Origin of the sequence: Lentzea alba (genome assembly GCF_047445655.1) — a bacterium.
In the GTDB taxonomy this organism is placed as follows: domain Bacteria; phylum Actinomycetota; class Actinomycetes; order Mycobacteriales; family Pseudonocardiaceae; genus Lentzea; species Lentzea alba_A.
Genome location: NZ_JAJAEG010000025.1, coordinates 89,549 through 103,144, shown reverse-complemented (window position 1 = coordinate 103,144; position 13,596 = coordinate 89,549). Strand labels below are relative to the sequence as shown.

The following is a 13,596-nucleotide window of genomic DNA, read 5'->3' as shown; positions in this document are numbered from 1 at the left end:
GCATCCGATCGTGTGTATCTGCTACCCCTGACTGGCGTGGCGGCTCTAGGTTGTTCGGGGTCGCACGAGAGGGTGATGCGATGCCGAGCGTTACGACGGTGCCGGGCCGATGGCCTCTCATCGGGCACACCGTCACCCTGCTCAGGTCGCCGGTCGAGTTCCTGTCCTCGTTACCCGCCAGGGGTGACGTGGTCAGAGTCTTCCTCGGTCCCCTACCGGTGTACCTGGTCACGACGCCCGAGCTGGCGACGCAGCTGCTGACGTCGGACGAGTTCGACAAGGGCATCGTGTTCGACAAGATGCGCCCGCTGTTCGGCAACGGGCTCGCGACCTCGAACGGCGCGTTCAACCAGCGCCAGCGCCGGATGATGTTGCCGGCGTTCAGCCGCGGCCGCGTCTCGACCTACGCGGAGAACGTGATCACCACGCTCGCCACCGAGCTGCGGGACTCCTGGCACGACGGGCAACGGCTGGCGTTCGACAAGCTGATGCAGGACTTCGTGCTCACGGTCGCCGCGCGCACGCTGTTCTCCGCGGAGCTCGGCCGCGAGGTGCTGACCGAGATCCAGCACTCCATCCCGATCATGCTCAAGCACGTGCTGGTGCGCGCTTTCTCGCCAGGTTTCGTGGAAAAGCTGCCCATCAGGGCGAACCGCGAGTTCGACGAGGCCGCCGCCCGGCTGCGCAGGATCATCCCCGAGGTCGTCGTCGGAGCGCGGAAGGACGGCACCGACCACGGTGACCTGCTCTCGGCCCTGCTCGCCGCGCGGGACGCGGACACCGGCGAGGCGATGACCGACGAGCAGATCCACGACGAGGTCGTCACGATCCTCACCACCGGTGCGGAGACGACGGCCGTGGCGCTGGCGTGGTTCTTCCACGAGGTCGGCACCAGACCTGAAGTGCGCCAACGGTTCCACGCCGAGGTCGACACCGTCCTCGAAGGCGGCAGGCCCGCCACGTTCGCGGACGTGGCGAAGCTCGAGTACACCGGCCGGGTCATCAACGAGGTGCTGCGCCGCACCCCGCCGATCATCCTGATGCGCCGGGCCCGCGAGGACGTCGAGATCGGTGGCGTCCAGGTGAAGAAAGGCTCCGAGATCGCGGTCTCGCAGCACACCCTGCACCGCGATCCCCGCTGGTTCCCCGATCCCGACGGCTTCGACCCCGACCGTTGGGAGCCTGAAAGAGCCGCCGCACTGCCGAAGGGCGCGTTCATCCCGTTCGGCGGCGGTTCCCGGTTCTGCCCAGGACACTTCCTCGCCCACACGGAGATCGCGATCGCCGCCACGACGATCGCCACCCGGTGGGATCTCGTCCCCGTTGCGGGACAACGCGTCTACGCCCAGGTGAAGGCGACCATGCAGCCGAACCAGCTGCCGGTGGTGGCCACTAGGAGAAAAACGTGAAACTGCTCCCCGTTCTTGCCGCGGTGCTGGCAATGACGTCCCTGACGCCTGCCGCCAACGCCTCCGCAGTCCAGTGTTCGATCACCACAGTGCCGGTGACAGGCCCGTCCGGCACAGCCACGATGTCCGGCCAGCTGTGCAAGCCGGCCGGCGAGAACCCGACGTCGATCCAGCTGCTGGTGCACGGCGGCACGTACAACCGCGCGTACTGGGACATGCCGGGCGTTCCGGAGTCCTATTCGTACCAACGGAACATGGCGCAGGAAGGCCGTGCGACGTTCGCCGTCGACCGGCTCGGGACCGGCGCGTCGACCCGCCCGCCGAGCCTGCCCCTGCTGATCTCCTTGGAGGCGAAGAACCTCCACGAGGTCGTGCAGCACCTGCGCGCGGGTCACGTCGGCGGCACGGCGTACCAGAAGGTCGTGATCGTCGGGCACTCCGTCGGCTCGGGCATCGTGGCCGCGGAAGCCGCTACCTACAAGGACGTCGACGGCGTCGTGCTGTCCGGCATGACGCACCTGCCGAACGTCCCGGCGCTCACTCTCGGTGCGGCACTGGGACTTCAGCCGGTGTTCCTGGACAACGTGCTGGCGCATCTCGGCAGCGACCCGCTGTACTTCACGACACGACCGGGTGCGCGAGCCGGGTTGTTCTACGACATGGACGACGCCGAGCAGCTCGTGGTGGACGCGGACGAGGCCACCAAGGACCAGATCTCCGTGCCGGGCATGGGCACCGTGGCCGTGTTCGGCATCGTGCTGCCGACGACGCTGGGCATCGACGTGCCGGTGTTCAACGCCGTGGGCACGAACGACGTGCTGTTCTGCGGCCTGCTGGCGTTGCGCGACTGCTCGAACGCGAACAACCTGCGCGCCCAGGAGGCGTTGTACTACAGCCCGGCGGCCCAGCTGCAGACCTACGTCCTGCCCGGTGCAGGGCATTCCCTTGCCCTGCACCGGAACGCGGAGGACTACCGGGACGCGACCCGCACGTGGCTGAACACTAAGTTCGGGATGTGATGCGGGCGGCCGACGTGCCGATGCCCGACGGACCCTGGTTGAACGCCCCCGCGAGCAGGTGGGCGTTCACCGGGGTCGTGATCTCATCCTCGCCGTAGCGGCTGGTTCCCTTGTGCCAGTTGATGATTCCGGCGATCCAGTCCTTCAGCTCGTCGCTGTAGCGGGTCAGCGCGGCCCGCGACGCGGCGTCCAGTGACATGTCGTCGAAGAACTTCGGCAGTTCGACGTCGACGGACCTGATGAACTGGCCCAGCCTGGCGTCCATCAACGCGTAGGCGACCTCGAAGGCACGGGACTGGGAAACGCCCAGGAAGTTCTCGATCACCCGGACGATGTTGTGCACCTCGCCCTCGTACTGGATTTCCTTCAGATACGAGAACACGTCGTTGAGCATGCAGCAGTAGTCCATGGCCGACCGCTCCATGGTCTGGATGACCCGAGTGCCCCAGATCTCCGGCGGAACCGTCGTCGAATGCGAAAAACGCGACAACGACGTCGTCAATTCGGAGCCGAACGTCGACCTCCGCATCTCGAGGTAGTCGACCGGGTCGGGAATGCGGTTCTGCTGGATGTTGATCACTTCCCACACCCAGCTGTCCAGCATGTCGTCCACGGTCTGCCGGAACGTCGCCCGGAACCCGGCGGACATGGGCGCCGCCGTCTTCTGCCAGAGATCGGCCAGCCCGCGCTCGGTCGCGTTGGCGGGCACGACCGTCAGCACCATGTCGAGCGGCATGCACTGCTTGAGCCGGGCGGTCTGGATCTTCAACCCGGCGAGGTCCCGCAGCCTCCCGAACACCCACGGGTAGACGTCGTCGGCGTAGGTGCCCCAGGTCAGCCAGCAGGCGGACAGGAAGAGCTCGCCCGGTGTCGCGTCCGGGTCCAGCCCGGACGAGCACAGCGCGAGGTCGAAGCCGCGGTGCTTGGCCTCGTCCCAGATCCCCTCGCCGTGGATGCCCATCTCCCGGCCCCACGTGATGATCTCCTCGCGAACCTGGTCGAGGTGTGGTGAGAGCGTCAGCGTGAACGGCACGTCGAACGAGGGCAGCTCGTACGGCTCGACGATCTTCGGCACGTTCGAGAACTGCCTGAGCCGTTGCGGCATGGTCTTCGCGTACGAGCCGAGGATCGCCGACATGCCGAGCTTGGGCTTGCCGGTGCCCTTGTTCATGTACCGCGACGACCGCAGGTGCCACTCGTGGCCGCCCGCCTGCCAGTCCTGCAGGCCCTTCACGTAACCCAGGACGGCCGCGCGCCCGATGGGGTCGATCGCGTGCTCGTCGAGCAGCACAGGCACCTCCGTGAGCGCCGTGTGCTCGAACTGGTGCAGCCGGGACGTCAGCAGGTCGTTGACGGCCTCAGCGGCGTCCTGGGTGGGCAGGTCGAGGAACTTCTCGAACACCAGCACGCCGTTGGACAGCTCGCCCTCGTCGAGCACCTCGCGTTCGTACGAGAACAGGTCGTTGCGCAGGTGCACGGCGTCGCTGAACGTGTCCCGGAGGACCCCGACGGGGCGGCTGAGAGCGATCCTGGCGGGCACCTCCAGGCCGACCGCGTGCTCGACCAGGTTCGCGCTCCACGGCGCGCCACCGACCTTGCGGCGCATCTCGATGTACTCGATGGGGTTGCTGAGCCGTTTGGCGCTGATGTTGTGCAGCTCCCACATCGACTCGTCGAGCAGGTGCTTGGTGTTGTAGGCGAACCGCTCGCGCCAGTCGAGGGAGTGCGCCGGCACGGTCCGGCGCCAGAGATCCGCGAGCCCCTTCTCGACCGGGTTCGTCGGCTCCTCGGTGATCACGCCGTTGACCGGCATGAACAACGGCAGCCGGTCGAGGTAGGCCTGCGCGCCCTTGATGTCCGGGTTGCGCTTGTAGAGCTCGACGAAGTGGTCGTCGAAGTAGAAGACCCACACGTACCAGTCGGTGATCAGGTCGAGCGTCTCACCGTCGCAGTCGGGGTGCGTGTAGGCGCACAGCAACGCGTAGTCGTGCGACTCGAGGTCGTCGTCGGTCCAGATCACGGTGCCGTGCTGCGGCACGTCGATCATGTCCATCTCGTGCGCCCAGGCGCGCGTGTGGACGCGTGCGCGCTCGAGGTTCGGGTTCAGCCGGGCCGGGTAGGGCGTGTAGAACTCCGGCAGCTGGAACGGCTGCATGGGCGTGGGACCTCCGCGCGTTGGACGTGTCGCGGTGCACGCAACCAGCCCAGCGCGGAGGTGCGCCAGATGGTGAAACCTTGATCCACACGTTTGTAGCGCGGTGTCGCCCGTTCAGCCCAGCCGGTCTCAACGGGCACGTACTCAGCGCATGGTGCGGCGGCCGTGACCCTTTGCCGTCACCGCACCAGAGATTGTGCGCTCAACTTCACTGCAAAGGGGAACTGGAGCTCGATGATCTCTTCGCCGTCCGACCGCGCCTGTTCCACGTAGACACCGTTTTCGAGGTGCAGGCACCGCAGCCACGGACTGTCGTAGTCGATCATCCAGTAGTTCTCGCAGCCGACTTCCTGGAACTTCGCGCGTTTCAGTTCCAGGTCCACGTGCCGCGTCCGGGGCGAGAGGACCTCGACCGCCAGCACGGGCGGTCCCATGAGCGCCTGCTTCGTGAACTGCTCGCGCCGGCCCACCACCAGGTCGGGGATGAAGACCGTGTCGTCTGCGAGCACCACGTCGACCGGAGCTGGAAGGACTTCGAGCTCCGGCGGGCAGACAGCCGTCAGCGCCACCAGCAGGCGGGCGACGACGCGCTGGTGCACGGGGCGGGGTGAGGGGCTCATCACCAACACCCCGTCGACGAGTTCGAAACGGTGCCCATCATCAGGCATCGCCTCCAGGTCCGCCCACGTCAGCGGTCTGCCGTGGGGAAACGTCGGGACACCACCCATGGTGCGTTCCACCCCCTGGTCGAGGCCACTGTCCGCCGGACGGATCCCGGCGATGCCATTAGACAAGACTGGTCCGATTCTCACGACTCGCAAGCCCCTTTTGGCCGACCTCGCACCACTGCACGCACACGTCTCTGTGACCGCAGCCCCGGAGGGTGAGGACCCACTGGTCCTGTAGTGGAAAGCGACACCCGGACGGAGCAGCGTTTTGGTTGCAATCGAACAAGTGGCTAATTTTTGATCAATTTTCGGGCGATTTTCGGTAACGCCATCGCCCCTGCCAATTGCTCGCGAATGCGACCCTAACGGAATCTTACGAGTCAGCCAAGCACTCTGTTGGAGCAATACCTCACGGGTACCTCACATGCGGAAGATCAAATCACCCATCGAAGGCTTCAGCCCGAATTCCGAGTAAACCGCACGGGCGGCCGCTTCCATCTCGGAGGCGAGTTGAGTGTCACCACACGCGTGGTGCACCCGAGCGAGTTCCAAACGGGCCCGAGCCGCGCCTACGATGTCGAAGTTGGCGTCACAGATGGCTGCCGCGTCGTGCAGCAACGTGCGTGCGGAACCGAGCCTGCCGCGCGCGAACTCGTTGCCTCCCAACACATACAGCACGAAACTCTCGCCACGACGGTCGCGCGCACCGCGCGCGAGTTCCAGTGCTGCGGTCAGCACGGTGAACGCCTCGTCGTGCCGCCCCTCGCCCGCCAGCAGCTTGCCCAGGCGATAGTTGATCTGGGCCAGCACACGCGCGGGCCCAACTCCGTTGCACACGTCCAGAGCCGCGTTGAGCCGCTCCGAAGCAGCAACGGGATCGGAGTCGTAGAGGTCGATCTGAGCCAGGTTCTGCAGCACGGTCGCCTGCCCGACGGGATCCAGCACCCGTTCGTAGACCGCCAGCGCCCGCTGGTACCACCGGCGCGCACCCGGAAGGTCCCCGGAGGACCGCGACACGATGCCGAGGTTGCGGTACGCGAGCCCGAGACCGGCGAGATCGCCGAGGTCTTCGAGAACGTCCTTGGCCAGCACGGTCATCTCGTGCGCCAGGTCGTAACGGCTCTGGTTGATGTGCAACGACGCGAGCGAGCACCGCAGCACCGCCTGGCCGCGCAGGTCGCCCGCCGCCTCGCACGCCGCCAGCGCGATGTCGTGCGTGTGCTGCCAGCGGTCGTAGTCGGTGCGGGTCTCGAACAGCGTCACGAGCCGGTGCGCCAGCTCCCAGGCCTGCTCGTGCAGTCCGGCGTCGGCGGCCAACGAAACCGCCTCGCACAAACCAGCGCGTTCGGACTCCAGCCACGCCAACGGATCCGAGCGCAGCAACGGTTCCGGCCGCACCACCTCGCGCACGGACTGCCCGCGCACCACCAGGTAGTCGCCGCCGTACAACGCCGTGCGCGCGTAGTCCAACAGATACAGCCAGCCGCCGAGCACGCGTTGCAAGGCCACCGAAGCATCGGCGTGCCCCGACGCGAACTCGCGCACCAGCTCCGGCACGACATAGCGATCATCGGAAAGAAGAACGAGGTGCGCCGACACCAGCTCGTCCACAGCGGACTGACCGCGGACGTCGCCGAACGCCGTCACGGGCGCCCAGCGCGGCAACGTCCCCGCCCCCACCCCGGCCAGCAACCCCAGCAGCCGGCGCGCGTGCAGGCTCAGGTCGCCGGAGGTCTCCTCCAACCGGCTCCGCAACGACAAACCGCCGTGCGACAAGGCGTCCAGCCGGCCACGTGGCTCGGTCAGCTGATGCAGCAGCAGCGAGATCGGCCAGTGCGGACGCGCGGCGAGCCGGGCTCCGGCGATCCGCAGCGTCAGCGGCAGACCGTCCGACGCCGTCACCAGAGCGTCCGCCTCGGACACTTCAGCCGACAGTCGCCGGGTGCCGATCTGCTTGCGGAGCAACGTCATCGCCTGCGAGGGCTCCAGCGCACCGACGTCCACCACGTTCGGGAACCGCAACCTGTGCCGGGAAGTCACGATCACCGCGCACCCCGGCGCGTGCGGCAGAAGTGGAGTCACCTGCTCCACACTCGTCGCGTCATCGAGCACGAGCAGAAGTGATTGGCGCGCAACAGCGTCTCGATAGGCGCTCAGCCGGGCCCCGAAATCCCCGGGAACGGACATCCCGAACGACGCGAGGAACCGGCCCAGCACCTCGTGCGGCGTCGTCCCGCGCAGCCGCACGAACAGCTGGCCGTCCGGGAAATGACCGTTCGCGACCCGGTGCGCGGAATGCACGGCGAGCGTCGTCTTGCCGCTCCCCACCTGGCCCGTCAGCAGCACCACCTGCGGAAACGGGGTGATGAGGTCCACGACGGACTGGACGAGCTCCTCCCGTCCCACGAAGTCGGAGACGGCGGCGGGAAGCTGGTGCGGGCGCGGGAACAACTCGACTTGCACACCGCCCCCTTCTGCCGGAGAACCGTCAGTCGAGGTCAGTTTCACACAGAACGCCCGCGGGATCACCGCCGTGATTCCCAGTCGCACGTGCGACGATCGCTCGCATTCGGTGCAGGTGGCCGGTCGCAGCCGGGTCGTCGAGCCGGTCGGCGGCGTGCAGCAGCACCAGCAGAGCCTCGGCCTCGCCCAGCGCGAACCCGGTCCCCCGCTGCACCTCCACCGCCTCGGTCGCGGCCCGGTGCGCCTGCTCGGTGTCGCCGGCCTTGAGACTCAGCAGCGCGAGCGTCGTCAGCGCCCGGCCCCGCTGCATCGCGAACCCGAACGTCGTGGCCTGGGCGAGCGCCTGTTCGGCGAGATCGACCGCGGACTGGTCGTCGCCCGCCGCGTGCAGCACGCGGGCCAGGTCGATCAGGTACTCGGTCTCGTTGTCGACCCGTCCGAGCGAGCCGGCCAGCCGCAACCCGCGCCGCAACGCCTCGATCGACTCCTCCAGCCGCCCCAGCCGGTGACAGGTGCTGCCGACGACGACCAGGCCGAGCAGCACGTACAGCTCCGCCTCGCCCTCCTCCGCCTCGGCGACGAGCTCCAGCGCCCGGCCCAGCGCATGTTGGGTACGGCCGGTGTCGCGATCGATCCTGGCCTCGACCGACTGCAGCACGTACCGCCACGCGTGCGAGCCGGACTCCTCGGCCAGCCGCGCGCCGCGGTCGGCGTACTCACGGGCCCGCTGCGGGTCACCGAGCAACGCGTGCAGCTCGGCCAGTGCGAACTCCACCAGCGTCTCCGAGATGCAGCCGCCGGGCAGCAGGTCCCGCGCCCGTTCGTAGTGCTCCAACGACTCGGTGAGCCGGCCGGTCTGCGCGGTCGCCACGCCGAGGTTGAGGTGCACGACGGCCGACAGCCTGGGGTTGTCCGCCACCAACGGCAACGCCTCGCGCAGCAGCCCGATCGCGTCCTGGGTGCGGCCGAGCGTGAGGTGGATGACGGAAAGGTTGTTCAGGCAGTGGAACCGCCCGACCCGGTCACCGGAGTCCTTGTACAGCGTCAGCGCCGTCTCCAGGTGCCCGATGCCCTGCCGGCTGTCCAGCTCGCAGTGCAGCGTGCCGAGCGACAGGTGCATCGACGCCCGGCCACGCAGGTCGCCCTCCTCCTCCGCCGCGGCCAGCCCGATCGACGACGTCTCGTGCCACCGGTCGAACTGCTGGCGCAGGTACCACATGCGGCGCAACGCGTCCGCGAGCTCCCAGCGGTAGTGCAACGGCTCGGCCCGCAGCGCGCAGGTGGCCACCGACTCCCCCTCACCGTCCAACCAGGACAGTGCGGCTTCCTTGCTGTCGAACGAGAGTCCGCACGTGCTGTCGCGGCCGAGCCGGTACATCTCCGGCGCCAGCACGTCCAGCGCCGCGTCGGTGGTGTGCAGGTAGTGGTCCAGCAGCCGAAGCCCGGCCTTCTCGGCGTCCTCGTCGGCGGCGACCAGGTCACGCGCGTACAGGTGCAGCAGGTCGTGCACGCGGAACCGGCCGCGGGTGTGCGGCTCGATCAGGCTCGCGCTCTCCAGCAACGACACGAGCGGCCGCGCGTCCTCGACGGCCATCAGGACGGACGCGGTGTGCGCGGTGAAGTCCGTGCGGGGCAACAACCCCAGCCTGCGGAACAGCTGCGCGGCCTCGTCCGGGAGCGACCGCAGCGACAGCTCGAACGCCGCCGTCACCGCCGCCCGCTTGTCGCCGCTGATCGCGAGCTGCGTGAGCCTGTTGCCCTGCGCGAGATCCGCGACCGCGTCGGCGATGCGGTCGTGCGGGCGGCAGGCCAGGTTCGCGGCGGCGATCCGGATCGCGAGCGGCAGGTAGCCGCACAGCGCCGCGAGATCCGCGACCGCTTCCGGTTCGGCGTCGGTGCGCGCGGACCCGAGCACCCGGTTGATCAACGAGTGCGCCTCGTCGGGCGTCAGCAGGTCCAGCTCGACCCGGCGGGCGTCGTCCAGCGCGGTCAGCCCGCGCAGGTCGTTGCGGCTGGTGACGACCACCGCGCAGCCTGGCGTGCCGGGCAGCAGCGGCCGGACCTGGTCCTCGCTCGCCGCGTTGTCCAGCAGGATCAGCACTCGGCGGTTCGACAGGATCGAGCGGTACAGGCTCGCCTGTTCGTCGACCTCGCGCGGGATCTGGTCCGGTTCGACGCCGAGGCCGCGCAGGAACTGGGTCAGCGCCTCGGCCGGTGTCGTGGCGGGTGCGTCGTCGTAGCCGCGCAGGTTCAGGTAGAGCTGGCCGTCCGGGAAGCGGTCGCGCACCCGGTGTGCCCAGTGCACGGCGAGTGCCGTCTTGCCGACACCCGCGGTGCCGGCGATGGAAGTGATCACGACCGTGGACGACGACAGGCCGGCGTCCAGTTCGTCCAAAGAGGACCTGCGGCCGGTGAACCTGGCGAGGTCGGCGGGCAGCTGGGCCGGCGCCTTCGGGGAGACCGGGCCGGACTCGCTGTCCTGGTTGAGGATCGCCTGGTGTGCGGTGCGCAGGCTGCGGCCGGGGTCGACGCCGAGCTCGTCGGCCAGCAGCCGGCGGGTCCGGTCGTACAGCTCCAGCGCGTCCGCCTGCCGGTTCGACCGGTACAGCGCGATCATCAGCTGTTCCACCAGCTGCTCGCGGAACGGGTTCGCGGCCACCAGCGCGGACAACTCGGTGATCACCTGCTCGTGCTGGCCGAGCTCCAGCTGCAACGCGAAGCACTGCTGTGCCACGGCGATCCGGCGTTCGTCGAGCCGTTCGGCCTCGACCCGCAACGCCTGGCTGTTCAAGCCCGCCAGCGCCGGGCCGCGCCACAGCGACAAAGCCGTGCGCAACAACCGCACCGCCTCAGCGGGTTCGACGGTCTGCGCGGTCGCCACGTGCCGTTCGAACGTGACGACGTCGAGCGTCGCGGAGCCCAGCACGATCCGGTAGCCGGGGCCGTCGGTGACGATCATGCCGGGCACGCCGAGCGCGGCCCTCAGGTCACCGACCGACTTCTGGATCTGGTGCTTGCCGGTCGACGGGGGTTCGCCGTCCCACACCACGTCGACCAGGTGCGTCAACGGCACCACCCGGTTCGGCGCGAGCAGCAACGCGGCGAGCACCTTCTGTCCGCGCACGCCGCCGAGTTCGAGCCGGACACCCCCGTCACGAGCCTGGATAGGCCCCAGAATCCCGAAGTCCACGGCGTCACCGTAGGGCCATTTTCCTCCCCTGTCGCAAAGGGAATGAGACGGTAGCGAGACGGGACCCGGCGTCGCGACCCTCGCGTTCGTGAGGCACATCGCGCTCGGCGCTGCGACGCACCCGTTCCTGCGCGATCACGCGATCGCGGGGACGCCCGTCGTGCCCATGGCGATGGTGCTGGAGTGGTTCACCGCGGCCGCCCTCGCCTGGCCGCAGTGCCCGAACACGTTGGTGCTGCGGGGAGTCACCGCACTTCGGAAGATCGCGCTGCCAGGATTCCACACCGGCGGTGACCAGTGCGAGGTGCGCACCGAGGTGGTCGACGAGACGCTGTCGTTGATGCTCGTGTGCGGGAAGGGCGTGCCCCACCACCGCGCGAGTGCCGCTCGCTTTCCGCTTCCGGTGCAGCGCAGACCTTGGTCCGTTCTGCGGGATCTGCGGCCTGCCGTTCGGAGCAGTCCCTACGACGACGGCGTGCTGTTCCACGGCCCGTCGTTCCGGGCGATCAGGCGCGTCTCCGGAATTTCGCCGTCCGGCGCACTCGGTGTGGTCGTCGGCGTGCACGCGCTGGGCTGGCCGGACGGCCCGTGGCGGCTCGACCCGGCGGCGGTCGACGGCGGGCTGCAGCTCGCGACGCTGTGGGCGGCGCAGGCGATCGGTGCCGCCACCCAGCCGCAGGCCATCCGCGAGTGCCGGGTCCGTTCGCGCGGCCCGATCACCGGGCCGGCGCGCTGTCTCGTGCGCAAGCGACGGACTTCCACGCTCGACGCCGAGTGCGACATCGCGCTCGTCGACGCCGACGGTGGGCTCGTGATCGAACTGCTCGGCGTGCAACTCGTGACGCGTCCTCGTGAGGGGAGGGCCGGGCGATGATGATCCCTCCTTTCGCAACGTAGAACTGCGTTACCGTGAAGCCCTGCCGCCCTGACCTCTTCGTGGAGGACTTGTGCGCGTGCTGCTCGCGGTGCTGCTAATGCTCGGTCTGGCGCCGCCCGCGTCTGCGGCGGCCCCGGCGTTCGACGATGCGCTGACCTCGCCGCGCACGCAGTGGTGGCGTGACGCGAAGTTCGGCATGTTCGTGCACTTCGGCCCGTACTCCTGGTGGGGCGGCGAATACCGGCGCGTGGACGGCACGCTGTGCACCGACGCCGAGTGGATCAAGCTGCGCTGCGAGATCCCGTGGCCCGAGTACGAGGCCGCCGCGCGCAAGTTCAACCCCTCCCGGTTCGACGCGGACGAGATCGCCCGCCTGGCCGCGGACGCCGGGCAGAAGTACGTGGTGATCACTTCCAAGCACCACGACGGTTTCGCGATGTGGCCGACCCGCACGACCTCGTGGAACCTCCGCGACCACGCCGGGTTCCAGCGCGATCTCCTCGCCGAGCTGAAACGCGCCTCGGAGCGACGCGGCATCCGGTTCGGGCTCTACTACTCGATCAACGACTGGCACGACCCCGACGTCGCGGGTGATCCGGCGGTCTACAAACAGCGTCTGCGCGAACAGTTGCGCGAACTGGTGACGACGTACCGTCCGGCGACGCTGTGGTTCGACGGCCAGGGCCAGTCGTGGTGGACGCTCCGGGACGGCGACGAGCTGCAGACCTACCTGCGCTCGCTGGATCCCGCGCTGATCATCAACGACCGGGTCACCAAGAGCCGGTTCGTCGACGGCGACCACGAGACCCCGGAACGCCACCAGAACATCCCCCAGGCGCCGCTCGACGCCGTCGCGTGGGAGGCCTGCGTGACGACCAGCAACCGCTGGGGCTGGACCCGCTACGACACCGCGTTCAAGCCGTCGTCCCAGCTCACCCGGTTCCTGACGGACATCGCCGGCCGCGGCGGCAACATGCTGCTCAACGTCGGCCCGGACGACCTCGGCCGGATCCCCGCCGGAGCCCAGCAGTCCCTGCGCGGGGTCGGCGAGTGGTTGCGCTCTCACGGCCAGGCCGTCTACGGGACGTCGATGACCGGACTGGTCGCCGATCCTGGTTGGGGCGCGGTGACCCGGCGCGGCGACAAGCTGTACCTCTCCGTCTACGACTGGAGTTCGTCGCTGCACCTGAGCACGAAGGCGCCGTTCGACGTGCTGGCCGCGCGCGTGCTCGGCAGCGGGCAACGGGTGCGGTGGCAGGCTTCCGGTGACGGGATCGACGTGCTGCCGGCAGGTCGGCCCACGAACTCCACGGCCACGGTGATCGAGCTGACGATCCGCACACCGCAACCCGTTGTCGGCAACGGATCCGGGTTGACCGGTGAGTACTTCGCCGGCTCTGATCCCGTGGTGAAGCGCATCGATCCGACGCTCAACTTCCCTTGGCGCGAAAGCACTCCAGCGGCGCCGGGCGTGCCGTTGGACGGCTTCTCGGCGCGGTGGACCGGATCGCTGCAGGCCTCGTACACCGGCCCGCACACGCTGACGGCGGTGTCCGACGAGACCGTGAAGGTGTGGCTGGGAGACCAGGTCGTCATCGACAACACCAAGCCGCACGGGCCGCGCGTCGACAAAGCCGTGGTGCAGCTCGAAGCCGGCCGGAAGTACCCGATCCGGGTCGAGTACAGCGACCTCACCGGCGAGGCCTACCTGAAGCTGTTGTGGGCCAACCCGTACGAGTCGCAGCGCGTGATCCCCGCGTCAGCCCTCACCTCCGCGTAACCGATCCGGGGCTGATCCGGGGCTGATTCAGCGCC

The 13,596-nt window shown here is 68.7% G+C and carries 8 protein-coding genes; 4 read left to right on the top strand and 4 right to left on the bottom strand.

Annotated elements, in window-relative coordinates; genetic code table 11:
- Window positions 1-80: 80 nt before the first annotated feature.
- Window positions 81-1,409, top strand: a complete 1,329-nt coding sequence (locus tag LFM09_RS34900) for a cytochrome P450 (protein ID WP_414100850.1) — start codon at window positions 81-83, stop codon at window positions 1,407-1,409.
- A gap of 32 nt (window positions 1,410-1,441) precedes the next feature.
- Window positions 1,442-2,428 carry an alpha/beta hydrolase gene (locus LFM09_RS34895; RefSeq protein ID WP_414100906.1) on the top strand — a complete coding sequence of 329 codons (987 nt, stop codon included), beginning with the start codon at window positions 1,442-1,444 and terminating at the stop codon, window positions 2,426-2,428.
- Here LFM09_RS34895 and LFM09_RS34890 read toward each other — a convergent pair.
- The 4 genes from LFM09_RS34890 to LFM09_RS34875 form a co-directional block, all read right to left on the bottom strand.
- Window positions 2,412-4,583, bottom strand: a complete 2,172-nt coding sequence (locus LFM09_RS34890; RefSeq protein WP_414100849.1) for a terpene synthase family protein — start codon at window positions 4,581-4,583, stop codon at window positions 2,412-2,414. The genes LFM09_RS34895 and LFM09_RS34890 overlap by 17 nt on opposite strands.
- A 179-nt stretch (window positions 4,584-4,762) precedes the next feature.
- Window positions 4,763-5,311: a Uma2 family endonuclease gene (locus LFM09_RS34885; RefSeq protein ID WP_045310305.1), complete on the bottom strand. Its 549-nt coding sequence runs from the start codon at window positions 5,309-5,311 to the stop codon at window positions 4,763-4,765.
- 360 nt (window positions 5,312-5,671) lie between these two features.
- Window positions 5,672-7,714, bottom strand: a complete 2,043-nt coding sequence (locus tag LFM09_RS34880) for a tetratricopeptide repeat protein (RefSeq protein WP_414100848.1) — start codon at window positions 7,712-7,714, stop codon at window positions 5,672-5,674.
- Window positions 7,715-7,739: 25 nt separating this feature from the next.
- The gene (locus tag LFM09_RS34875) at window positions 7,740-10,904 is read right to left on the bottom strand and encodes a BTAD domain-containing putative transcriptional regulator (RefSeq protein WP_414100847.1); all 3,165 of its coding nucleotides are present in this window, start codon (window positions 10,902-10,904) and stop codon (window positions 7,740-7,742) included.
- A gap of 88 nt (window positions 10,905-10,992) precedes the next feature.
- On the opposite strand from LFM09_RS34875, the gene LFM09_RS34870 reads away from it, so the two are divergent.
- Both LFM09_RS34870 and LFM09_RS34865 read left to right on the top strand, forming a co-directional pair.
- Entirely contained in the window at window positions 10,993-11,778 is a 786-nt protein-coding gene (locus LFM09_RS34870; protein WP_414100846.1) for a polyketide synthase dehydratase domain-containing protein, read from the top strand.
- A 73-nt stretch (window positions 11,779-11,851) separates the two neighbouring features.
- Window positions 11,852-13,561, top strand: a complete 1,710-nt coding sequence (locus LFM09_RS34865; RefSeq protein WP_414100845.1) for an alpha-L-fucosidase — start codon at window positions 11,852-11,854, stop codon at window positions 13,559-13,561.
- The last annotated feature ends 35 nt before the right edge of the window (window positions 13,562-13,596 follow it).

Coding starts and splice junctions, on each gene's coding strand:
- LFM09_RS34895 (WP_414100906.1), top strand. CDS start 1,442: ATGACGTCCCTGACGCCTGCCGCCAACGCCTCCGCAGTCCAGTGTTCG.
- LFM09_RS34900 (WP_414100850.1), top strand. CDS start 81: ATGCCGAGCGTTACGACGGTGCCGGGCCGATGGCCTCTCATCGGGCAC.
- LFM09_RS34885 (WP_045310305.1), bottom strand. CDS start 5,311: ATGGGTGGTGTCCCGACGTTTCCCCACGGCAGACCGCTGACGTGGGCG.
- LFM09_RS34890 (WP_414100849.1), bottom strand. CDS start 4,583: ATGCAGCCGTTCCAGCTGCCGGAGTTCTACACGCCCTACCCGGCCCGG.